Annotated in this window: 23 protein-coding genes; 14 read left to right on the top strand and 9 right to left on the bottom strand. The window is 56.0% G+C overall.

The genetic code is table 11. The features are described 5' to 3' along the window. The first annotated feature begins 107 nt into the window (after positions 1–107). Together KFS80_RS08375 and KFS80_RS08370 are read left to right on the top strand one after the other, a co-directional pair. A complete protein-coding gene (locus KFS80_RS08375) occupies positions 108–1,109 on the top strand; it encodes a magnesium chelatase ATPase subunit I (protein WP_212544733.1) in 1,002 nt (333 codons plus the stop codon). After that, on the top strand, positions 1,091–1,774 hold the full coding sequence (locus KFS80_RS08370; protein WP_218959244.1) for a vWA domain-containing protein: 684 nt from the start codon (positions 1,091–1,093) through the stop codon (positions 1,772–1,774). Before KFS80_RS08375 ends, KFS80_RS08370 begins: the two co-directional genes overlap by 19 nt. A gap of 200 nt (positions 1,775–1,974) precedes the next feature. Here the strand turns inward: KFS80_RS08370 and KFS80_RS08365 are convergent, their stop codons facing one another. Further along, complete coding sequence (locus KFS80_RS08365; protein WP_008088645.1) at positions 1,975–2,292, bottom strand: ElaB/YgaM/YqjD family protein; 318 nt, start codon at positions 2,290–2,292, stop codon at positions 1,975–1,977. 153 nt (positions 2,293–2,445) lie between these two features. Between KFS80_RS08365 and KFS80_RS08360 the strand changes: the two genes are divergently transcribed. Continuing rightward, a complete protein-coding gene (locus tag KFS80_RS08360; RefSeq protein ID WP_053120827.1) occupies positions 2,446–2,700 on the top strand; it encodes a hypothetical protein in 255 nt (84 codons plus the stop codon). A 4-nt stretch (positions 2,701–2,704) separates the two neighbouring features. Here KFS80_RS08360 and KFS80_RS08355 read toward each other — a convergent pair whose 3' ends face one another. Continuing rightward, positions 2,705–3,619 carry a LysR family transcriptional regulator gene (locus tag KFS80_RS08355; RefSeq protein WP_212544503.1) on the bottom strand — a complete coding sequence of 305 codons (915 nt, stop codon included), beginning with the start codon at positions 3,617–3,619 and terminating at the stop codon, positions 2,705–2,707. Between the two features lie 84 nt (positions 3,620–3,703). On the opposite strand from KFS80_RS08355, the gene KFS80_RS08350 reads away from it, so the two are divergent. Both KFS80_RS08350 and KFS80_RS08345 read left to right on the top strand, forming a co-directional pair. After that, on the top strand, positions 3,704–4,627 hold the full coding sequence (locus KFS80_RS08350; RefSeq protein WP_212544502.1) for a carbon-nitrogen hydrolase family protein: 924 nt from the start codon (positions 3,704–3,706) through the stop codon (positions 4,625–4,627). Between the two features lie 490 nt (positions 4,628–5,117). After that, a complete protein-coding gene (locus KFS80_RS08345; protein WP_212544501.1) occupies positions 5,118–7,037 on the top strand; it encodes a tyrosine-protein phosphatase in 1,920 nt (639 codons plus the stop codon). A 187-nt stretch (positions 7,038–7,224) separates the two neighbouring features. Here KFS80_RS08345 and KFS80_RS08340 read toward each other — a convergent pair whose 3' ends face one another. Beyond that, positions 7,225–8,196 carry an AraC family transcriptional regulator gene (locus tag KFS80_RS08340; RefSeq protein ID WP_212544500.1) on the bottom strand — a complete coding sequence of 324 codons (972 nt, stop codon included), beginning with the start codon at positions 8,194–8,196 and terminating at the stop codon, positions 7,225–7,227. 268 nt (positions 8,197–8,464) lie between these two features. On the opposite strand from KFS80_RS08340, the gene KFS80_RS08335 reads away from it, so the two are divergent. The 5 genes from KFS80_RS08335 to KFS80_RS08315 all read left to right on the top strand — a co-directional run bounded on the left by KFS80_RS08335 (position 8,465) and on the right by KFS80_RS08315 (position 12,655). Beyond that, entirely contained in the window at positions 8,465–9,268 is an 804-nt protein-coding gene (locus KFS80_RS08335; RefSeq protein WP_212544499.1) for a 2OG-Fe(II) oxygenase, read from the top strand. A 278-nt stretch (positions 9,269–9,546) separates the two neighbouring features. Next, positions 9,547–10,869: a hypothetical protein gene (locus KFS80_RS08330; RefSeq protein ID WP_212544498.1), complete on the top strand. Its 1,323-nt coding sequence runs from the start codon at positions 9,547–9,549 to the stop codon at positions 10,867–10,869. 510 nt (positions 10,870–11,379) lie between these two features. Beyond that, positions 11,380–11,676, top strand: a complete 297-nt coding sequence (tnpB, locus tag KFS80_RS27270; protein ID WP_212544497.1) for an IS66 family insertion sequence element accessory protein TnpB — start codon at positions 11,380–11,382, stop codon at positions 11,674–11,676. A 50-nt stretch (positions 11,677–11,726) separates the two neighbouring features. Then, entirely contained in the window at positions 11,727–12,044 is a 318-nt protein-coding gene (locus KFS80_RS08320; RefSeq protein WP_212544496.1) for a transposase domain-containing protein, read from the top strand. A 20-nt stretch (positions 12,045–12,064) separates the two neighbouring features. Further along, positions 12,065–12,655: a nucleotidyltransferase family protein gene (locus tag KFS80_RS08315; protein WP_338109590.1), complete on the top strand. Its 591-nt coding sequence runs from the start codon at positions 12,065–12,067 to the stop codon at positions 12,653–12,655. A gap of 149 nt (positions 12,656–12,804) precedes the next feature. Here the strand turns inward: KFS80_RS08315 and KFS80_RS08310 are convergent, their stop codons facing one another. The 3 genes from KFS80_RS08310 to KFS80_RS08300 form a co-directional block, all read right to left on the bottom strand. Next, positions 12,805–13,518 (bottom strand): hypothetical protein, encoded by a 714-nt coding sequence (locus KFS80_RS08310; RefSeq protein WP_246541746.1) that lies wholly within the window; start codon positions 13,516–13,518, stop codon positions 12,805–12,807. A gap of 156 nt (positions 13,519–13,674) precedes the next feature. Further along, positions 13,675–14,064 (bottom strand): hypothetical protein, encoded by a 390-nt coding sequence (locus tag KFS80_RS08305; protein WP_212544495.1) that lies wholly within the window; start codon positions 14,062–14,064, stop codon positions 13,675–13,677. After that, on the bottom strand, positions 14,061–15,530 hold the full coding sequence (locus KFS80_RS08300; protein WP_212544494.1) for a PAAR domain-containing protein: 1,470 nt from the start codon (positions 15,528–15,530) through the stop codon (positions 14,061–14,063). Before KFS80_RS08300 ends, KFS80_RS08305 begins: the two co-directional genes overlap by 4 nt. A gap of 543 nt (positions 15,531–16,073) precedes the next feature. On the opposite strand from KFS80_RS08300, the gene KFS80_RS08295 reads away from it, so the two are divergent. Beyond that, positions 16,074–16,439, top strand: coding sequence for a DUF6124 family protein (locus tag KFS80_RS08295; RefSeq protein WP_212544493.1), 366 nt, complete (start codon positions 16,074–16,076; stop codon positions 16,437–16,439). Positions 16,440–16,587: 148 nt separating this feature from the next. Then, the gene (locus KFS80_RS08290) at positions 16,588–16,953 is read left to right on the top strand and encodes a DUF6124 family protein (protein WP_212544492.1); all 366 of its coding nucleotides are present in this window, start codon (positions 16,588–16,590) and stop codon (positions 16,951–16,953) included. Positions 16,954–17,112: 159 nt separating this feature from the next. Here the strand turns inward: KFS80_RS08290 and KFS80_RS08285 are convergent, their stop codons facing one another. After that, positions 17,113–17,673, bottom strand: coding sequence for a hypothetical protein (locus KFS80_RS08285; RefSeq protein WP_212544491.1), 561 nt, complete (start codon positions 17,671–17,673; stop codon positions 17,113–17,115). Positions 17,674–17,803: 130 nt separating this feature from the next. Continuing rightward, positions 17,804–19,465: an ATP-binding cassette domain-containing protein gene (locus tag KFS80_RS27075; protein WP_212544490.1), complete on the bottom strand. Its 1,662-nt coding sequence runs from the start codon at positions 19,463–19,465 to the stop codon at positions 17,804–17,806. Positions 19,466–19,700: 235 nt separating this feature from the next. Here KFS80_RS27075 and KFS80_RS08275 point away from each other — a divergent pair, with 235 nt between their 5' ends. After that, on the top strand, positions 19,701–20,069 hold the full coding sequence (locus tag KFS80_RS08275; RefSeq protein WP_212544730.1) for an avidin-fold protein: 369 nt from the start codon (positions 19,701–19,703) through the stop codon (positions 20,067–20,069). 221 nt (positions 20,070–20,290) lie between these two features. Here the strand turns inward: KFS80_RS08275 and KFS80_RS08270 are convergent, their stop codons facing one another. Next, a complete protein-coding gene (locus tag KFS80_RS08270; protein WP_212544489.1) occupies positions 20,291–20,650 on the bottom strand; it encodes a hypothetical protein in 360 nt (119 codons plus the stop codon). Between the two features lie 806 nt (positions 20,651–21,456). Between KFS80_RS08270 and napE the strand changes: the two genes are divergently transcribed. Further along, positions 21,457–21,633: a periplasmic nitrate reductase, NapE protein gene (gene napE, locus KFS80_RS08265; RefSeq protein ID WP_212544488.1), complete on the top strand. Its 177-nt coding sequence runs from the start codon at positions 21,457–21,459 to the stop codon at positions 21,631–21,633. Positions 21,634–21,651: the final 18 nt, after the last annotated feature.

Below are 21,651 nucleotides of genomic sequence, written 5' to 3'. Positions count from 1 at the left end.
GAAAGCGTCGTATCAGACACCAATGCGTTGAATGACACACCGCCTTCGCGAGCAAGCCCGCTCCCACAGTTTGAAAGCATTTCACCGACCATGACCGAGTAATGACGATGACCGACACCCCGCATTTCCCCCTCTCCGCCGTGGTCGGCGCCGATGACTTGAAACTCGCCCTGTGCCTCACCGCCATCGACCCGAAAATCGGCGGCGTGCTCATCGAAGGCCCGCGCGGCATGGCCAAATCGACCCTGGCCCGTGGCCTCGCCGATCTGCTCGCCAGCGGCCAGTTCGTCACCTTGCCGCTGGGCGCCACCGAGGAACGCTTGGTCGGCACCCTCGACCTCGACGCGGCCCTCAGTGATGGCCGCGCGCAATTCTCTCCCGGCGTTTTGGCCAAGGCCGACGGCGGTGTGCTTTACGTCGATGAGGTCAATCTGCTGCCCGATCACCTCGTCGATCTGCTGCTCGACGTCGCCGCCAGCGGCACCAACCTGATCGAGCGCGACGGCATTTCCCATCGCCACTCGGCGCGGTTTGTGTTGATCGGCACGATGAACCCGGAAGAGGGCGAGTTGCGTCCACAATTGCTCGACCGTTTCGGTTTGAACGTCGCCCTCAGCGGCCACACCGCGCCGACCGAGCGCGGGCAAATCATTCGGCGTCGGCTGGATTTCGACAGCGATCCGCAAGGGTTTTGCGCGCAGTGGGAAACCCAGCAACAAGCCCTGCGCGAGCGTTGCGAAAATGCACGAAGTGCATTGGCCAACATCCCGCTGGACGACGCCGCACTGGCGCAGATCACTGAGCGTTGCTTCGCTGCCGGCGTCGATGGATTGCGCGCGGATCTGGTGTGGCTGCGCGCCGCTCGGGCGCACGCGGCATGGCGCGGTGCAGAGGCAATCAGCGAAGCGGATATCGACGCCGTTGCTGAATTCGCACTGCGCCATCGCCGTCGCGAGCAGACCGCGTTGAGTCCGCAACAACCACCGCAATCGCCGAGCAACGCACAATCCGAACCAAGCGAAGGGCAGGGGCAGTGGGGCGACATGCCCGCGCCGGCCCTCGCCACCGGTGCTCGCCGCGAAGTACCGAGCTGGCCAAAAAAGCTTTAGGCATTCGCCCCCGATCCGACGCGGGGGCGAATGCCAGACCCCGTGCTGGTCGGCTGGATAACGGTCGGCAAGGCAAGCGTCACGCCGCTCGCAGCGGTTCGGTGAACTGGCCGGCGACGCTGCTCAACGGCCGCCCGCAAACCCGTGCCGATTTATTGTTTCAACTGCGCACCCGCACGCCGCATGAGCTGTGGCTGGTGATCGTCGATGCCTCGGCGTCTACCCGCCGGCATCAGGCCTTGAGCGATGCCAAAGGTCTGCTCGCGCAACTGTTCGATGATGCTTATCGCCAACGCGCGCGGTTGGCGTTGCTGACGGCCAGCGGCTCGGCGCCGAAGTGGCAGGTGCAGGGGTTGAAGGCGTCCAGTGGCTTGCGCGTTTGGCTTGATGCTTTGGGCGCCGGCGGTGGCACGCCGTTGGTGGCGGCGTTGGCACAGGCGCAGCAATGGCTGACGGTTCGACGCAAGCGTTTTCCGGCCGAGCAGCAGCGCTTGCTGGTGGTCACGGATGGGCGGTTGAAAGCGTGGACGGGATTGCCGGCGCTGGCGTGTCCGGGGCTGTTGATCGATATCGAGCGCGGGCCGATTCGGTTGGGGCGGGCGCGGGAATTGGCGGCAGGGTTAGAGGCTGAGTATCGGCATATTGATGAGCTGCTATCGGTCTGACATTTGCGTTGTCTGATCGGGCCCCTTCGCGAGCAAGCCCGCTCCCAGAGGGGTTTCGCGTACGACATAGATCCAATGTGGGAGCGAGCTTGCTCGCGAAGGCATCACCTCGGTTCAAAGCCTTGCACCTAGTGAGCATCCACACAAAAAAATGCCAGTCAGCAGAACTGACTGGCATTCGCTTTAATCGCGCAGAAAAATCAACGACGACCGAGCAGCAACCCCACCACCAGACCAAAACCGGCCGAGATGGCCACGGTCTGCCATGGATGGCCGCCGATGTAGCTTTCGGTGGCGTCTACCGCTGGCTTGGTACGGTCGCGCACGCTCGACACCGATTCCAGTGCCTGCTGCAATTTCTGGGCGATTTGCCCGCGCAGGGTTTCCGCTTCCTCGCCAACCAGTGAAGCGCTGTTCTTCAGCAGTTTGTCGGATTCTTCGATCAACGCCTGAAGCTCACTGAAGGCTTGATCCTTGATTTGATCCTGGGCGGCTTGCACGGCGGATTTCCGGGCCATTGGGTGACTCCTTGCAGTTGAATGGACGTGATCAATGGAGTGCGACGGTGCGCGAAAAGTTGCACTGAATGTAGATCAACAGGCAAAACCTGCGCAGGAGATTTCCGCCGAGCGTGTAAGATGTCGCCATTTTACGCAGCAGGATAAATCCCCATGAGTTTCAATCTGGCCGACAAATCCCTCGCTGAGCGCGCGGCGCTCGAGGACGAGAAATCCCGTCTGTTCGAACTCTGGCAGAACAATCTGGGCAAAGCCAAAGGCGAAGCCGCGCGTTTGTTCGGCGAGCGCGGCAAGCGCAAAGGCAAATGGGCGGAATGGGTACGCTCGGAACTGGACACGATGTCGCCGCCGGAATTCGCCAACATGGTGCGCAGTGAAGTCAATCGCCTGATGGCGGCGAACAAGTAACGCCTCAGCCCGGTGTGAACGTGGCGGCAATCGCCTCGCGAACCTTCACCACCACTGGATCGATCTGTGTGCTGGTGCGCCAGCCGAGTTCGATCGGATAGCGCGGCAACGGCAGCGGGCAGGGCAGCAATGTCAGCCCGCTGATCGCAGCGATACTCTCGGCAGCGTGCGTCGGAATGGTCGCCACTGCCTGGCTGCCCTTGAGCAGATAAGGCAGCGCGGCAAAATGCGTGGTCGAGGCGCAGACCCGACGACTCAAACCCAGCGCCGCCAACCCCTCATCGGTAATCCCGATAAATCCCCCGGACGACACCAGCAAGTGCTCGCGCGCTACAAATTCTTGTAGGTCGATCTGCTGCTGACCGGTCGCCAGGCTCGCCGGATCGACCAGGCACGCGTAACCGCCTTCGCCCAGCACCTGACGACTGAGCAGTCGCTCGGCAAAACCGCCGGCGGTGATTGCCAGATCGATGCTGCGCTCCATCAGATCGCGGGCGACGATCTGGCTGTGGGTCTGGCGGAAGATCAGGCGCAACTTCGGCGCGCTGCGGGCAATTTCCTCGATCAGGCGCCGGCCGTAAGCGATCTCGAAATCATCCGACAGCCCCACCGTCACCGAGCGCCCCTCGTACTGCTGCGTGGTCGGGTCGACCATCGTCAGACTCTGCCGACACTTGTTCAGCGCCTCGCTGACCACCGGTTTCAGCTGATTGGCTTTCAGCGTTGGCGCCAGACCGCGACCGGTGCGCACGAACAATTGATCGCCATACACATCGCGCAAACGCCGTAACGCTGCACTGACCGCCGATTGCGTCACGCCCAGACGCAGCGCGGCGCGGCTGGCGCTGGACTCTTCATGCAGGGCTTCAAAGACTTTCAGCAGATTGAGGTCGACGGTGGCGATATTCATAAGGCTCATATCATTCAGCAGTGAATCGGGCTTTATTCATGATCCCGTGCGGCCGGAGAATCAGCAACACCTGATCTTATGGAGTGAACTGGCATGGCCAAATCAATTGTTGCTGCGCTGCAAATCGGCTCCTTGCCGGGTGGCAAAGGCGAAACCCTCGAACAGATTCTCAGTTATGAAGCGGCCATCGTTGAGTCCGGCGCGGCATTGGTGGTGATGCCGGAAGCGCTGCTCGGTGGTTATCCGAAAGGCGAGGGTTTTGGTACGCAATTGGGCTATCGCTTGCCGGAAGGGCGCGAAGCGTATGCGCGGTATTTTGCCAACGCCATCGATGTGCCGGGTGTCGAGACTGAAGCGCTGGCCGGTTTGTCGGCGCGCACCGGCGCCAATTTGGTGATCGGCGTGATTGAGCGCGCGGGTAGCACGTTGTATTGCACGGTGCTGTATATCGATCCGCACGAGGGTTTGGTCGGCAAGCACCGCAAACTGATGCCGACCGGTACTGAACGGCTGATCTGGGGCAAGGGCGATGGCTCGACGCTGCCGGTGCTCGACACGCAGGTGGGCAAGCTCGGCGCGGTGGTCTGCTGGGAAAACATGATGCCGCTGCTGCGCACCGCGATGTACGCCAAGGGCGTAGAAGTGTGGTGCGCGCCGACGGTGGATGAGCGTGAAATGTGGCAGGTCAGCATGCGCCACATTGCTCATGAAGGGCGCTGTTTTGTGGTCAGTGCGTGCCAGGTGCAGGCGTCGCCGCGCGAGTTGGGTGTGGACGTTGCCAACTGGCCCGCCGAGCGCCCTTTGATTGCCGGCGGCAGCGTGATCATCGGGCCGATGGGCGACGTCCTGGCCGGGCCGCTGCGCAATGAAGCCGGCCTGATCAGCGCAGAAATCGACACGGATGATTTGATCCGCGCGCGTTACGACTACGACGTCGTCGGCCACTACGCCCGCCCGGACATCTTCGAACTCAGCGTCGACGAACGCGCAAAACCGGGCGTGCGGTTCACCCAATAACCCCAAACCACCGCGGACTTTGTAGGAGCCGAGCCTGCTCGCGAAAGCGGCGTGACAGCCAGCATCACCGTCACTGACCCACCGCCTTCGCGAGCAAGCTCAGCTCCTACAATGTTCGGCGGTGCTCATACATCCATCAGACACACAATACCTGTGGGAGCGGGCTTGCTCGCGAAAGCGGTATGCCAGTCGATATCACCGTCGCTGACCCAACGCTTTCGCGAGCAAGCTCAGCTCCTACAATGTTCGGCGGTGCCCATACATTCAACAGACACAAACCATCCCTGTAGGAGCCAAGCTTGCTCGCGAAAGCGGTATCCCGGCCAACAACCAACCCAACTGACACCCCAAAACTTAAACCCCCACAGCCCAATCACGCACCAGACGGCCCAATCGCGCAGCCATTTCGCGACAAACCGAAACTGTCATATTCAGTATCACTTCGCTCCGCATAGTCAGCAGCCCAACGCTTAAACAATGAGGCTGCACCGTGTTTCAACGTCTTGTGTGTTCGCTGTCCGTACTGAGCCTGTCCATCGCCGCTGCTCACGCTGCCGAGTCCGTGCCCCTCGACACGCCGCGCTTGAAAAGCATCGACAACTTCCGCGATGTCGCCGGCATCACCACTGCCTATTCCACCGCCCACGACGGCACCATGCGCGCGGGCGTGTTCTATCGCTCCAACGCGATCACGCCGTCGGCGGCAGACTTGGCGACGCTCAACAGCCTCGGCATCAAAGCCGTTTACGACCTGCGCACCCCGAGCGAAATCGCCGGCACGCCAGACACCATGCTCAACGGCGCCACTTACCAAAACATCGACATCATCGGCGCCACCACCTCCGGCTCGAACATCACCAACATCAGTTTCAACAGCGCCGCCGACGCCGTCGCCATGATGGAACAGACCAACCGTGCCTTCGTCAACGATGCCGGCATGCGCAGGCAGTTCGGCACGCTATTCAACGCGCTGGCCAGCGTCGACGCCGCGCAACTGTTCCACTGCACTGCCGGTAAAGACCGCACCGGCTGGACCGCCGCCGTGTTGCAAAGCATCGCCGGTGTCGACAACGCAACAATCATGGCCAACTACCTCGCGACCAACGACTACACCGCCGCGCGCGTCGCCGCCACGTTGAAAGCCATGCCGCCAAGCATGGCCGCCGTCTACGGGCCGCTGCTCGGCGTGCAGGCCAGCTACTTGCAGGCCGGTCTCGACGAAGTCACCGCGCAATACGGCACCATGGACAACTACCTCAAACAAGGCCTCGGCCTCTCGCAGGAAACCATCTACGTCCTGCGCGGCAAGCTCGTCGAATACAACAGCCTGCCGGGTCAGGCCGGACTGATCGGCAACGCCGCTGCCGGCGCCGAACTGCTCCGCGAATTGCAGAACACCAATCTGTCCGGCACCTACAGCGCCTACAACTATTACCTGCAATCGGCCATCGACGCCGGCACCCTCGGCGGTGTCGAATCCCAGGTCGGCGGCCAGGTGCACGCCGACGCCGCCAGCTACTTGCTGCGCCAAAACGCGATGATCGAACAAGCCGCCGCACCGTTCGCCAGCGGCACAGACCTCAAAGTCGGCCAATACCGCTTGTGGACGACCGCGCTGGCCGGCTATCTCGGCACCGACGGCTCGTCCCATGCCGAAAGCAGCAACGAACACAGCCAAGGCCTGATGGTCGGCATCACCCAACGCTTCAGCGAACAACTCAGCGCACGCGGCGGCTTCAGCTACAGCAAAGGCACCGTCGGCGGTGCGGGTGGCGAAGCCGACACCGACTTCACTTTCCTCAACGTCGGCGCCCGCTACGGCTTCACCAGCCTGGAACAAGGCCTGTTCCTCGACGCCAACGCCAGCGCCGGCTACATCGACTACGACAGCAAACGCGACCTCGGCGGCGGCCTCGGCTCAGCGAAGGGCGACACCCACGGCAACCTCACCGGCGCAACCCTGGCCCTCGGCTACCGCGCCCCGGTCAACGGCATGGTTTTCGAGCCAAGCCTGGGCTTTCGCGTCAGCCACCTCGACCTCAACGGCTTCAAAGAGAAGGGCAGCGAACTGGCCCTCGACGTCGACGACAACACCGCCACCCGCCGCAGCGCCGTCGCCAACCTCAACGTCGGCTTCGCCCCGGTGGCGATGGGCGCATGGCAACTGGTGCCGGGCGTACAAGTGGGCTACGAACGCACACTGGGCGACAACGAAGTCGACAGCCAAAGCCACCTGCTAGGGCTGGATATCGAACAACGCGCCGCCTTCGACAACCGCGATCAGTTCACTGGCGGGGTCAACGTCATGGCCAACCTCGGCGCCCTGAGCCTGGGCGCAGAAATCGGCGCCAATGGCGGCGGCGACAGCCACGGCTTCAACGGCGGCCTGAAAGCCAGCTACGCCTTCTAAAAACCCAAGGTCAAGGACGACCCCAAAATCTGAGAGCCAGACTCAAATCCATAAGCCTGATACAAAACCTGTGGCGAGGGGATTTATCCCCGCTGGGCCGCGCAGCGGCCCCAAAGAATCAGGCCTGCTCCGCAGTCCAACGGGGATAAATCCCCTCGCCACAATGGTGTCCCAGGCAGATAAAGGATCACCCCCGAGCCCGAAACTCCGCCGGACTCACCCCATAAGCCCCCTGAAAATACTGACAAAACCGCCCCACATTACTAAACCCAAACCGCAACGCCACCTCCGTCACCGACCCCGACTCCCGCCGCGCCAACACCTCATAAGCCCGCTCCAGCCGCACCTGCCGCTGATATGCCACAATCGACGTCCCGACAAACCGCCGAAACCCTTCCTGCAACGCCCGCTGACTCACATTACTCAACCGCGCCAGATCCACACCACTCACCAACTGCTCCGGATGCGCCTGAATAAACTCCACCGCCAACTTCACATGCCGTGGCGCCACCATCGGCGCCGGCCGCCGCAGCGCCTCGGTGAAATTGTGCGGCCACGCCTCCAGCACCGCATCAATCAACATCTCGCGCAACCGCGACGGCATCAACGTCCCGCTGTTGATCAACGCATCAAACTCCGCGCCCGTCGCCAGATCAATCAGCGCTTTGATCCCCCGAAACGCCGCCGAATCCAGATTCACACTCGGCTCAAACACAATCCTCTCTAGAATCGGTTTACCCAACAGCGCCGACAACCGCTCCGTCAACTGATGCCGATTCACCGAAATCCCATGATGCGCATGATCATCAAAAAACCGCATCGAGCGAATCTCAGCTTTATCAATCGCCAGCCCAACCTGCGTGACGCCCACAGACTCCGTCGCATGGTTAAAAACAATCTTGCCCGCCGTAGGAATGACAAACGTAATCTCATCCTGCTGATCCGGAAAAGACACCGTGAAGTCGCCGTGATAATGCATCCGCCGAAAACTCACGCCATCGTGCCGCCCGTAAACCCCACCAATAATGATGTTCGACGGCAGCGGCGGATTATCGGCATAGCGATTACCAAACAACTTCGAAAAAAGTGCACCGAAATCGTCCGAACGGAGGTTGTCGGAGCGCAGGATAATTTGCTGGCGAACGGGAGTCGGAAACACCGTGGCGGCACCTTCGTGTGGGGGCTCTAGGACAGGGGTGTAGGGGTAGGGCGCCGAGGAGATTAGCAGAGGAAATATGACCAGTTTGTGACAGCCGGAAACATGTCGTTACAGCGCCACAGCACGTTTCGGAAAAGTACACTCGGCAGGCCTTTGCCGACATGGCAACCTGCTCGCCACTGTACCCAGCGAACAAACAGCGGCACCGCGCCGAGCGCCTGGCCCTGTTTGACGTGACCTGAAAGACTTGATGAACATTGGAGCGGCAATGCAAGCCAACACGCAAACACTCCCCATCACCCTGACCCCGGAACTCGACTTCGACCAAAACGCCGCCAGCGCTTTCGGCGAATCGCTGACCAGCGAATACACCCAAGCCACGCCATTCCCGCACATCGTCATCGACAACTTCCTGCAAGCCGACGTCATCGCCAGCATCCGCGAACACTTCCCGGTCGAACCGACCAACAACGAACAAATCTACGAGCGCGGCTACAAAGGCCAACTCAAACGCCAGATCAGCCCCAACGCCTGCAGCCCCTACCTGAAGAACGTGTTCAACACCTTCAACTCCGCACCGATGCTGGAATTCCTCGAAAAACTCACCGGCATACAAGGGCTGATTCCAGATCCTTACTTCGCGGGCGGCGGTTTACACGAAACCAAAACCGGCGGCTTCCTGGGCGTGCACTCGGATTTTCGGCTGAATAAAAAGCTCAACGTTGAGCGGCGGCTGAACGTGATCATCTACCTGACCGAGGACTGGCAGGAAGCGTACGGCGGCAACCTTGAGCTTTGGGATGTGGGGATGATGAAATGCTTGAAGAAGGTGCTGCCGGTTTACAACCGGTGTGTGATTTTTAATACGGATAAAGATAGTAATCACGGGCATCCGGAGCCGTTGACTACGCCGGAGCACATTACTCGGCGGTCGATTGCGCTTTATTACTACACGGCGAGTGGGGCGGGTGGGGAGCCGGGGCAGAGGAATAAAACGCACTATAAGCCGCGGCCGAAGGATCGGTGGAGTTTGGGGTATTACGTGGGGAAGGTGTTTAAGAAGAAGGGGTAAGAGGCCGCTAGTTCAAGGACGCGGCCATATTTGTTTATGCGGGGGAGTAGCCCCCGCTAGGTCTACTTTTGGCCATAAGCTGCGAATTGTATCTGGTAGCAATCGGCCATTTCAGCCGGTCACGACCAGCAGAAAACGACCCATAGCAGCGCTTCAGGATGGGCTTCTAACGGCCGATAGCTGCCATTCCCCTTTTTCAGGTGTGCACTGCCACATTGGAATAGAGGAGCGAGGCCACTTAACATCCGCTCACCTAGCATTTCACCAAGGTCAGCTATGTGGACATTTTAAACACCAGAGAAATCTCAATCGCACTGTGGCTGATTCTCGCCGCAACGTATATTTACTCTGCCAAAAGGATGAGAGAGGTCCGATCAGCCTTCAGAAAATTAACATTTGCATTTCATTCACGCCCCCTGATGATAGTTTTCTCGTTGGCAGCCGTGTACACCGTCGCTATGGTCTATCTCTTGTTTGATTGGGGGCTATGGAATATTGATCAGATGAAAAATACCGTATTTTGGTTTTTTTCCGTGGGGATGCTGTCGATTTACAATTTGGACAAAATAAGAACCGACCCGCATTTCTTCAAAAACTCTGTAATCGGCAATCTGAGGCTGCTCGCCATCTTGCAGTTCGTGATCGGGATCTACAGTTTGCCACTTCTGGCTGAATTGTTTTTAGTCCCATTTATGGTAGTGATGGGCATAATGATCCCTATCGCAGACGCAGATATTAAGTACCTGCAAGTTAAAAGCCTCCTCAACGGCATTGTCATTTTCTTCGGGCTTTTTACGTTGGCCTACACGGCTTACATGCTCGCTACTGATTTCGAAGAACTTGGCCAGGATAAGACATTTTATGACTTTATTGTTCCCGCTCTGCTGACAGTAATGTATCTACCTTTCGTGTTTGTGATGATGATATATTCGACCTATGAGACGGTTTTCGTGAGACTTCATTTCACTGTGCAAGACAGAAGGCTACGTCGTCTTGCAAAGTTGTATGCGGGGGTTTTATTTAATTTTAGGCTTGACGCTATTCGACGTTGGGCAGATCACGTCGCCAGAGTTGAGGTGGTTTCGCACAAGCAACTATTAAATACCTTTTTCCATTTGCGCAAGCTAAAAAAACTGGAAAAGATGAAGCCGGAGGTTGCCCGCTCACAAGGATGGTCACCTTACCTTGCAAAGGACTTCCTTTTAAGTGAGGGAGTTTCGACAGGATATTATAATCTCATCTTTGCCGATCAATGGTGTGCGTCTTCGAAAATGTACGACATCGGAGATGACCTACTTTGCGATAATTTCGCATACTACGTAGAGGGTGTTGAAGGTGTTGCAAAAGTATTAAAAATCAAGCTGAACGTGAACGACAATAGTCGCGCGCGCCAAGCAAATGAGAGACTCCTCGTATTATCGGGAGTTTTAGTCCGAGAAAGTCTCGGAATTGATATTTCTGACTCCGTCAAGGATGCGCTGCGCTTTGGTGCACAATTCCGCGAGTCCCATGGTGATAAACGAATAATCGTTAAGAAGGCAAGCTGGGGAGGACACAAGCTCGGTGGATATGACCTTAAAATCGAGGTCGTCGCCACCTGATACATCGACCAAGCAACGGGCTGGCTGATTTAGTTGTTGCAGAACCCTCGCTGAAGCATTACGCACGTCTACCGTAGCGGCCGCTCATGGCCGGAAGCTGCCGAGCCAGGGTAAGCGGGTGGCGAATACAACTACCGAACTCCAGCATTAAGGGCGATGGTGTCCGCGTATTTTTAAGCGGACGCGATCACCCTTATCGCCAGGATATCCATGCGCCAATGAAGCTCTTACCCCAAACCATTCAAAGCCCAAGTCGTCCAGGAATGCCTGCAACTCGGACGACGATTTCCAGCGTAGCCATCCATCACGGCATCAACGCCAACGTGATCCGCTAGTGGCTACCGACTTTCCGGGATCAATCGCCTGCAACCTTACCGGCTTTCGTTCCGGTAAAAACGGCACCAAGGCGAGCATCAGAAGGGATGGTAATCATCTCGCTGCCTCTGGGCGATAAAACCATCACCATAAAGTGGCCAGCCTTGGATCCGGACGGCTGCGCGTGTTTCATTCGTGGCTTGGCCCAATGATTCGCGTCGATGTCATCTAGCTCGCCACCGAGCCCATGGACATGCGCGCCGGCACTGCGCTTACCTCTTTACCAATCGCCGGGCCAACCGCAAGAAAGTCCTGGTGTACGACGGCGTCGGTGTCTGGCTGGCGGCACGGCGTTTGAAACAAGGAAAATTTCATTGGACGGGCATCCCTCGTGGGTTGGAGATCAAACTCGACCCCGAACAACTCCAGGCGCTAGTACTTGGATTAACCTGGCAACGAGTCGGTGCGGGCGGCGCAATTACATTGCTTTAAATGCTGCCTTTTAGCTGGAGCAGTCGGGCTGCTTTGGTAAAATCCACACCATGACTTCCAGGCCCGATCTCGACCAAATGCCCCCCGAACAGCTGCGTACACTGGCTGGGCAGTTGATGTCCAAGGTCGACACACATAGCCGAAAGATCCATCGTGATGAAACGATTATCGAGCAGCTCACTCACGAGAACGCCATCCGTAAACGCCATAAGTTCGCCAAGCGCAGCGAGCAGATCAGCCCGGCGCAAGGCAGCTTGCTCGATGAGCATGACCCGTATGCTTACCTCAAGGATGTGTTGATGCGGTTGCCGAAGCAGCGAGCTAGCGAAATCGCCCAGCTGCTGCCGCATCAATGGATATCTGCATAGCTTGAAAAGGGGAGTTTTTCGTGGACGATATATCGATAATCCAAGCGCTTATTTCAGAAGATCCCATCCGCTGGCGACTACTGAAAATGGTGCGCTCCCTCAATTTGCCAGACTGCTGGATAGGAGCAGGTTTCGTCCGAAACGCGGTTTGGGACTATTTACACGGGCGCAGTCCTTCTCCTGTATCAACAGACGTCGACGTCATTTGGTTTGATCATAGACGTTGCTCTCCAGAGGAAGATAAAGCCTTGGAGACTCTCCTCAGAGGGCTAGACCCCACCGCAATGTGGTCTGTAAAAAACCAAGCCAGAATGCATGTTCAGAATGGGGATGAACCATACCTTTCAACGACTGACGCAATGCGCTACTGGCCGGAAACCGCAACGGCGGTAGCCGTCAGACTAGGAGAGTCAGGTTCATGCGAGATCGCAGCGCCATTGGGCCTCGATGATCTGTTTGGGTTGGTTATCAGGCCAGCAGGGAGGTTTGCCACGGAGAAAACAAAGATCTATCAAAAACGCTTCAAGTCCAAAAACTGGATAGAGAACTGGCCACTTCTCACGCTTGCCTCAGCACCTTTACCTTCAATCCCTTGCGTCAAGGCGACTTAAACGGACGCTTACGGTAAAAAGACGGGGCCACCTTGATCTAAAAGGTGCGAAAGAGTGGGGCGGATTTGTTTTCTGAAAATAATTCCGTCGCCACTCATTCGCCAAATCAGACCTCGCACGAGAGTTCGTGCCGGGAGATTACAATATTTTTATCGCTTGAAATTAATCTTCTGCGCTTGCCCAGTGATACTTTTTACGCCTGATTTCGGTAGCGCAAATGTTTGAAACTCGACTCCTTTCGAATCAACTTGGTTTCGCTTCAGCAAATAAAACATGTCATCGGATTCGGCGACCAGACAACCGTCGTATTTATCCAGATTTGCATAGGTTAGATTGCGATCCTCGCATGTCGACGCGAACTCCAATGCTGCGGCTCGACCATTGTTTGAAGGGCCGCGTACCAGTAGATACCAAGCGAATATCAATAGGATAGCGAGTAGGGAGATCACGCCAACGACTATGCACTCCCCTCGATTTTCTGCGACTCGATCACGTAAGCCAGAAAGCCAATTGGGAAGCGTGGCAGACCGTTCCTCACTGACTCTAGGTTTTTCAATAAGTAGCAAAAAGAGACTAACAATTCCAACCAAGGCCATCGCAAAAAGTAAAGCCGAAAGAAACGATCCGAACCCGGTTGCACCATATGACAAGAACTGTTGTGCACTGATGTTTACCCGTTGAATTGGTACATCAAGGATTAGGTGAAATTTCTCTAGGTAGGCGAAACCGCTAAGCGTAAAAGCTCCCAACATACTGGCAATGAAAAGTGCCACGTCAATTCTCAGGTGTTTTCTGAACCTGCGAAGGTTTTCTTCCCGGCTAATGTGCTCTGTCATAAATTTAACTTCCTTGGATTCATTCATCATTTGATCTTCCTTGTGGCACTGACTCTGGAAAGGTTAGTGCTTATTCTTTCTGCGTCGCTAGCGGATTCGACGGCCATGATTTTGTTGGCGGATATGAGGTATTAGTCAATGTTAACGGAGTGGGTTCGTCGGTCTTCTTCGAGCCGAATGACGTTATAGATGGTACGCCTTGATGAATCTATAGAGCGTGACAAAAACAGCCATCGCAGCAAACAGCCCCCACACACTCCACTGCAAAATCATCAACTTCCGCTTCAGCGCGGGTGGCAGGCTGCTAAGGTCATCAGCGCTCACGCCACCCCGATTGAGATAGAACCCCGGAAACGTCACGATTCCCGAAATACCGCCCACTAAAAGCAATTTACCCCAAGGCCCGCCGTGTCTAAGCGGTGCGCGATTCATAACGACTGAACAGTTCTGAAGATAGCCCAGCACTTCATCCATTCGCGTGTACGCCAAGTGCAGGCAAACACCGATCCAGACGATCATACCGAGTAGTACAGCTCCACACAGGTAGCCGATTACAAATGCTGCTGAACTCATTTAACGGTCTCGTACACGACTTCACCCAAAGCTTCACCACCGGCCCCTGCGAGAGCGCCACCAGCATAAGAACCGACACCAACCACAACGATGCCACAGAGTAACGTACCCACTCCACCGGTCGGTACTCCTAAACCAACGCAGATTGCGCTCACAGCCGTACCGGTCAACGCGGCACCGGCCGCTGCGCCACCGGCCACTCCACCGATAAAGCTGCCACTCTCGGTGTATTTAATGCGTGCGCAGGCTTCGGTATTTCCTGCGGTGCAAACGTCTTGCACCTTCAAGTACGAAGTACCTCCGCCGATGGCTGTTCCGATCCAGCCTCCGTATTTAACGAATTTAGCTGCTTTAGCCACACCGTCTGAGTGCGTCGCATACCCCGGAATTTGCCCTGGGGCGCCCGCCAGATTCCAGTGATGGACGAGGCTTCGGTTGGAGATTCCAAGTGCCGCCTTCAATTTGGGGTGATCAGGGAAGCCAACGCCTTTCTTAGTCAGAAAAGTGAGTCGGCTATCAAGTTGTGCGAACAGTCTTTTGCGTTCGGCGAAAAACTCTGGAGATTGTAGGTGACCATCACGTTGAAAACTGCGTTGGTGCAGTATCTCAATGTCCTTCAATGAGTTTTTTAGATCGTCAAGATTTTTGGCGAAGATCGCTTCTCCGATACCGATTGAAGTCGATCCTTGGGAAAGGACTGATTCAATAACATCGCGGTGACGAGCCATGAATCCAGCCTCTTCATCGCTCATTGGTTTAAGGGCTGCGTTCACTTTTTCGGCAGCTTCGGTAAGCAATGCTTCTTCTCGGGTGCATTGCTGATTTTTCGGATCACTCAACACTATGAGCTGACCGGGTTTGGCGTATGCAGTCAGATGAGGGTTGAGTCTTCGGAATTTCTCTAGAACGTCCTCGTCGCGCTTTTCAAAAAGCTCGGCTTCCAGTGCGGATCGAGACATTGGCTCCTGCACGATATAGAAGCCAGGTTCCGCACCTTTTGGGCTAATGGCGTCGGTGGTGTCAGCAGAACCGTCATGCTCCGTTGCAGGAATTACTAAAGCATTTGCAGCGATGGCTTTCTCCTTGAGTTTCGGATCGGCAAGCAATGTCGACATTGCTTCTTCGTCAATGGTGCCGTTTGGTCGGATCGCGCCGAGCGCCATAAAGTCGATGATTGTTGCGTCGCCAGAGTTCCCCATAACAAAGCCACCGCCAACATCACCTGAGCCAGTGATGATGGTGCCGCCATGGCTGCTCGGGCTGCCCAAATGTGCCATGGGGCGGCCATTTACTTGGATGGAAGGAAACCCCGTAGTGATGACAGCACCACAGCCACAGGTATCACCCACACGGGCGGCGCCCATAAAATTGATATTTGTGTCATCAGATGCAGAAGCGATTGAGGTGGTGCCATGACCGGGCATTGGGCAGACGTGCTTGTCGCCCAGTCGAGCTGAAGAAATCATGAGTCGTCCTTGAGTAAATCCAGCAGATAGCTGGTGGCGACTCGACTTTATCGGTGTGCGCTTAGATTGAATGTAGGAAACGTCCTAAAAATCCGAGTCCATTTTCTTGAGTTGCCGCTGAGCTTTATTTGTCTCTTTATAGACGCGACAGCATCTAAAAAGCAGGGTGGAGAACGTTGGTATTTTCTCGCTTAAACATAACCCTGCATGCACGTTTAAATTACACAAACCGTTACCCCATAAAGGCTACGACGCCTTGCGCCGTTGCCTACGCGCACCTCAGAATCCGCTGGCATACGCGACTATGCAGCGGGCTATATCGTCTCCCTGTCACTGAAAATCAGTGATCGGGTTTGGTAGCCCGGTGTTAGTTGTACATCCCGCTGTCGTCGAGATTTCTCGCTCGATTATGGTGGCCATGTATAGGGCGTCCTAGGGCGCGCCGGATCCTAACACCCGGTCTACCAACCTCTGCATGGCCGCCACCCTTCGTTTGGTAGCGAAAGGGTGAAGCCTCCTTTAAATGTGTTAGGAGCTTCATCTATGTTCAAAGTCACGCCAAACCCACCGGACGCCGATCCGATCCCGTACGACCCGTCACTCGAGCCTCAAAAGATAAAAGAGGCGACCGAACGCGCCATCAATTTCTACCTCAACCCCGACGCACTGAAACTCTCAATCCCTTCCCGCAAAACCAGCCAGATCTTCCTGGTCGATCCCGCCGTGGACGAAGAAACCCTGCTCGTCGAAGCCTGTGAATCATTAGCCGCCGCGAGTGACATGGCGCGTGATATCGGCAATGGCGTCGACAACTCACAGCGCCGGGCGCTGTTGATGCTGCATCAGGTGATCATGCTGAGTGAACTCATGGTCAATCGAGTCCTGGATGGCCGGCGCTTGCCGCACTAGCGATTCCGCCGCGATCGCCCTGTAGGAGCTGCCGCAGGCTGCGATCTTTTGATTTTGCGTGTGGTTGTAAGAAGAAGATCAAAAGATCGCAGCCTTCGGCAGCTCCTACAGGGGTTTATTTGATGTTTGCTGATTGGAGTTTTAGTTGATGAGCACTACACCACCGAAGGCGCCGGTGACGGATCCGGCGTCGCCTTATGAATCGTTCGATTCGAGGAAGCTTCACGATGCGGCGGAGCGGGCGCTCGATCATTATCTTGCGCCTGAGAAGATCATGGCCACGCCGTATAGCCCCAGCACTTTGTTCATGGTTAATCCGCAATCCGATACTGAGACGTTGCTGGTCAATGCGTGTGAGTCTTTGGCCTCGGCGACGGTGATGCTTGGGGATTTTGCCGGGATGCTGGAGGGGCCGAATCGCAATACGTTGTTGGGGATTGCGCAGGTTGTGATGTTGGGGGAGTTGGCGGTGAATAAAGCGCTGGATAATGTCGAGCTGAAGGCTTCGGCTTAGGGCAGTCATTTGTGGGGAGGGGCTTGCTTTCGGCGGGGCATGGGGTGGGTTTTGCTTTTCAAAGCGGGGCCTGCTGCGCAGTCCAGCGGGAGCAAACTCCCTCGCCACCTATGGCTTCATCCGCTGGAGGTTAGTGGATTTTAGATGCGTCCTGGGGCTTCAGGTCGCCAGCGAAATGATGAAGTCGATCACGCTCAGAGGCACGTAGATCAGGGCGATGGTCGTATAGCCTTTACGCGATCGCGCGAAGAACGCGCAGATTGGCAGCACAATCATGATCACGTCCAGCAGGCCCCACAGTGCTAAAGGCGAGGCGTCGAACAACATGACGTTGACGACCATCCCCAGGCACAAGTACGTGGACAGCGACAGCAATGCGTATCGCCCATCCTGTTCGAAGTAGACGCGCAGGCCGTTCTGCTCATCTTTGCTACGGCTCGGCAGCAATAACGCGGCCGTGACAAACAGCGACAGTGTCAGCATCACCAGCAATAGAAATTCGAGAAACGAGAAGGTCTGTTTGACCGTCGACAGTGCGTTGACGGCCCACCAGAATTCCAGCTGTGTGGTGAATAGCATCACTGCCCAGACCAGCGGCACCCAGTCTGGCGCGGCCACGCGGCGGATGCGGAATACGGTTAACGCGCCGAGCAGTAGGCGAGTGACGGAGAGCCCGAGGATCATCGAGAGAACGGTGGCGACGATCGGGAAGTTGTTCATCAAGCCTCCCGTGGATTCGTACTGGACGAGGGCGGGGTCGTTGTTGTCACTGACCTTAAACTTAGCGTGGAAAAGCGTTTGGGCAAGTTGCCTTGGCACCCGGCGATCATGATTTTTGAACTCCGCGGGGTCACACCTGAATAGAGTCAGCGGTGGTCTCATTCAATTCTATTTTTATGCCGTACTTCTTTTTCAGCTTTTCGTCATGGGTGACGATGATCAAGTTGCGTGTGTGCAGGGCGAGCCATTCAACGATTTTGTGCGCGGTTCGTTCATCAAGCGCGGCAGTGGGTTCATCCAGTATCAGCGTGGGCTTGTCTCTTAATATCGCCCGGCCGATGGCGATTCGCTGTTTCTCACCACCACTCAATCCGCTGCCGGCGACGTCTATTACTGTTGCCAGCAAAGCGTCAGCGTCAGTGCCTTGCCGTGTGAATCCGAGCAGTTCGACAATTTCCTTCAGCCTGTTTTGGCATACATCACCAGCGCCATACAGCAGGTTATCTTCGAGCGTACCGGACACCAGAACCGGTTTTTGCGGCGCGACGGAAACCTCTGACAGTATGTGTTCGGTGAGTGCCTCACTGATCCGGTGTCCTCTGTAGAGGGCCGTTCCTGTATGGGATTCTTCGAGACCCAAAAGAATGTTTATCAGCGTTGTTTTTCCCGCGCCGGATTTTCCTGAAATGATATTTACGCCAGACATCAACTGACCGTTGATGTTGTTCAGGATGGTTCTGTTGTCCTTTGCCAGTGTTACGCCTGTGAGCGTAAAGCCTTCGACGTCTGCGTGATGCTTCGGGTGGTACTGCTCTTTAATGTCTTCTTCGATGTATTTGATGCCGTCGTTCAACGATATGAGGTGGGCTTGAAGGTTGAACAGTGTGCCCGCCAATAGATGGAGTTGCAGGGTGAACAGGGTGATGTATCCAACGATCATGATGAAATCGCCAGCCGTAAAATTCGTGCGGTAGTACAGGCCGGATAACAGTATGAAAAATGTCAGTACGACGCCAATGGCCAAGCCTTGGCAGGCAATCCGAATGCCCATGCGAAGGTTGGCGTCTCTGATGGTTTTGACGTAGTTGTCGAAGAAGGTTCGGCCAAGGGCGAGTTCCTTGGGCAGGCTGTTGTTGATCTTGATGTCGTAAACCCTGCCAAGCCGTTCGACGGTATAGCTTGAAAGGTTGTTGTCGGCTTCAAACAAGGCGCGATGAATGCTTGAACTGGACTTGGCGACGTAAATGGCCAGGGATGTCAGTGCGACGCAGGCGACGAGAAACAGCATCGCGTAAGCCGCACCCATAATGGCGTAAAGCACGCTGATGGCGACGATGATTTCAACCGCGATAGGAACGATTGTCCAGAAAACGCCCACGGTGACCAGGCTGAAACTGCTGGCCGATCGATTGATGTCAGCCGCTACATAGCCAGGGTCGAGCGTTCGCTGTTTGCTGTGAGCGTACTGAAAAATTCGGGTGAGGATGGTTTCGTAAAGAGTCGCGTCGCACTTGGCGAGTATCCACGCCGAAAAGACGCCGCGGACGCTGGAAAGCACTTGTGAGACTGTCCAGAGTAAGGCGTAGCAACCTGCGAATAAGAGGAATTGGGTGCTTGCGTTCGGAGCGCCGTCAAAGGTGTTCGCGGCATTTCTCAGTAGTACTGGAAGCAAGGAATTAAGGGCACTGCAGAGTATGAACAGTGTGGATACCGCGATGAAGCTGGCGGTAAACCATCGATAGTTGTTCGAGATTATTTTGAAACTTTTCAGGTAATGGCTGACCCAGTTCATATGAATCCGTTCTTGATGGGGTTAAAGCGAGTTGCTTGGGTTGCGGCAAGCGCTCGACGATAGGGTTTGACCTGAGGACAAACAAGTCGGTGAGATCCGAGGTGGCTGTAGGCGATTGCCTTCGATGTTGTAGTTTTTGCGCTTGCGTGGCGGGCACCTCCCAATGATGGTCGGACGTTGGGTTAGGATGATCGGCAATCGGAACGGAAACTCTGAACACAAGGACGCAGCCTTTATGGAATCTGCTTTTTCACAAATCACCGAGCGTTTGCACGAGCGTCGATTTGCCGTAGCGAACAATGCGCAAGGGTTGTCGGGGGCTGACACGGTGTTTCATTACCGTGTTGAGCGCTCGGGCATTTTGAGTACTTATGAGGGCGGTCGGATTCGCTTCGGGCATCAGGTTGGCCGGGTGACCGGGGTCGATTCGGTTGAGCTGCTTTTCCATTGTTTGACGACGGAGGGCGAGATGCTTTCCGGTTGGTCGCGGGGGACGGTGGGGGTTGATGAGGCGGGGCGGACGACGTTGAGTTTTGTATGGGGCTGGCTGTCGGGGGCGAGTGGGGGTGGGGAGTCGAATTATGTTGAGGTTGTTGGGGAATAGTTGAGCGGGACTTATGGCTGTTGGGTTTAGGTTGGATGGGCTGACGTCTTCGCGGGCAAGCCCGCTCCCACAGTGTCGGCGGCGGGTTTGGGGCCTGGGTAAGCATGCAAAATCCCTGTAGAAGTGAGCCTGCTCGCGATGGCGGTGGGTCATTCAATGTTGATGTTGGCTGGATGAGCGCTATCGCGAGCAGGCTCACTCCTACAGGGGTTGGCGATTAGTTATAGCCCGCCGAAGCCTGCGAACCATGGGAACACGATGTTGCCTTTATGCCCTTTGTAGTGGGCTTTTTGGCTGAGCTGCTTGCGGCAGAGGATCCAGCTGATGAAGGCGGGGAGGAAGATCAGGTTTATCAGCCACTGGAAGGGGTTGGTTGATTGGTAAAGGATGGCGGCCAGGATGTTGATCAGGACGAGGCCCATGATGATGAGGTTGTAGTGGATGTGCCTGCGTTTGATGGCGGCAAAGCTTTCCCAGTCATCAATGAGCCAGTCGTGGGAGAAGTGGCCGCAATCGGGGCATTTGTGGGTGGGCGGGATGTGGCTGACGAGATGGTTGCAGTCAGGACATCGGAAGTTCATCGAGGTATCCAGTGGTGGGGGATGCTGAGCGGGGTTGGGGTGAGGTTAGCAGGGTGGGGGTGGTTTTCCATTGTTGCGACTGGGCAGGGTGTGGCAGTTATTTAGGTGTTGAATGTGCTGGCTTCTTCGCGAGCAAGCTCGCTCCCACAGGGGTTTTCTGTCGTACATGGAATTCGGGGCACACCACAAATTTACTGTGGGAGCGGGCTTGCTCGCGAAAGCGGTGGGTCAGGTTAGGTGATGTTGGATGTGCCGCCGCCTTCGCGAGCAAACTCGCTCCCACAGGGGGTTTCTGTCGTACATGGAATTCGGGGTACACCACAAATTTACTGTGGGAGCGAGCTTGCTCGCGAAAGCGGTGGGTCGGGTTAGGTGATGTTGAATGTGCCGCCGTCTTCGCGAGCAAGCTCGCTCCCACAGGGGGGTTTCTGTCGTACATGGAATTCGGGGCACACCACAAATTTACTGTGGGAGCGGGCTTGCTCGCGAAGGCGGTGTGTCAGGCGAGGGGATGGTGAATGTACTGGCGCTTTCGCGAGCAAGCTCGGCTCCTACAGGGGTTGGGGTTGTACGCGGAATTTGGGGTAGGGCGAAGCTCATTTTCTTTTAATAAGAAATTATATTAGTTGCGAATGAAACGCGGTGCGCGGTGTTTAGTTTCTAAAAGCTTTAACAACTTCACCGGCTAAACCCAATCGCACTAACCCAACTAATAAAGTTGCCATTGATCGCTAAAACCCCTCTCTCGCCGTTGTGTTTTTGCCAACTGTTCTAGTCTGATTCCCCATCAGGCCGGAGGCATCACAGTGCCAACATTCAACGAGCCAAATGAGCCAAAAACTCAGCGCCGCAAGGAAACGCGTCTATTCCTTTTCCTGGTCGTGTGCCTGTTTCCATTGCTTTCCATCGCCATCGTCGGTGGTTACGGTTTCATGATCTGGTTTTTCCAAATGTTCTATGGCCCGCCCGGGCCGCCTAACTGATCGTCCTCAGCACTCTGT

Source organism: Pseudomonas rustica, assembly GCF_018336155.1.
Classification (GTDB): domain Bacteria; phylum Pseudomonadota; class Gammaproteobacteria; order Pseudomonadales; family Pseudomonadaceae; genus Aquipseudomonas; species Aquipseudomonas rustica.
Note: the sequence above shows the minus strand (reverse complement) of the source record. Positions and strands in the feature narration are given on the sequence as shown.

Excerpts from the sequence above, each read along its gene's own strand:
- KFS80_RS08285 (WP_212544491.1), bottom strand. The coding sequence starts at position 17,673 with ATGAACAACTTCCCGATCGTCGCCACCGTTCTCTCGATGATCCTCGGG.
- KFS80_RS08375 (WP_212544733.1), top strand. The coding sequence starts at position 108 with ATGACCGACACCCCGCATTTCCCCCTCTCCGCCGTGGTCGGCGCCGAT.
- KFS80_RS08275 (WP_212544730.1), top strand. The coding sequence starts at position 19,701 with ATGGAATCTGCTTTTTCACAAATCACCGAGCGTTTGCACGAGCGTCGA.
- KFS80_RS27075 (WP_212544490.1), bottom strand. The coding sequence starts at position 19,465 with ATGAACTGGGTCAGCCATTACCTGAAAAGTTTCAAAATAATCTCGAAC.
- KFS80_RS08365 (WP_008088645.1), bottom strand. The coding sequence starts at position 2,292 with ATGGCCCGGAAATCCGCCGTGCAAGCCGCCCAGGATCAAATCAAGGAT.
- KFS80_RS08350 (WP_212544502.1), top strand. The coding sequence starts at position 3,704 with ATGGCCAAATCAATTGTTGCTGCGCTGCAAATCGGCTCCTTGCCGGGT.
- KFS80_RS08300 (WP_212544494.1), bottom strand. The coding sequence starts at position 15,530 with ATGATTTCTTCAGCTCGACTGGGCGACAAGCACGTCTGCCCAATGCCC.
- KFS80_RS08335 (WP_212544499.1), top strand. The coding sequence starts at position 8,465 with ATGCAAGCCAACACGCAAACACTCCCCATCACCCTGACCCCGGAACTC.
- KFS80_RS08295 (WP_212544493.1), top strand. The coding sequence starts at position 16,074 with ATGTTCAAAGTCACGCCAAACCCACCGGACGCCGATCCGATCCCGTAC.
- KFS80_RS08360 (WP_053120827.1), top strand. The coding sequence starts at position 2,446 with ATGAGTTTCAATCTGGCCGACAAATCCCTCGCTGAGCGCGCGGCGCTC.
- KFS80_RS08355 (WP_212544503.1), bottom strand. The coding sequence starts at position 3,619 with ATGAGCCTTATGAATATCGCCACCGTCGACCTCAATCTGCTGAAAGTC.
- KFS80_RS08270 (WP_212544489.1), bottom strand. The coding sequence starts at position 20,650 with ATGAACTTCCGATGTCCTGACTGCAACCATCTCGTCAGCCACATCCCG.
- KFS80_RS08290 (WP_212544492.1), top strand. The coding sequence starts at position 16,588 with ATGAGCACTACACCACCGAAGGCGCCGGTGACGGATCCGGCGTCGCCT.
- KFS80_RS08310 (WP_246541746.1), bottom strand. The coding sequence starts at position 13,518 with ATGAATGAATCCAAGGAAGTTAAATTTATGACAGAGCACATTAGCCGG.
- KFS80_RS08320 (WP_212544496.1), top strand. The coding sequence starts at position 11,727 with ATGACTTCCAGGCCCGATCTCGACCAAATGCCCCCCGAACAGCTGCGT.
- KFS80_RS08305 (WP_212544495.1), bottom strand. The coding sequence starts at position 14,064 with ATGAGTTCAGCAGCATTTGTAATCGGCTACCTGTGTGGAGCTGTACTA.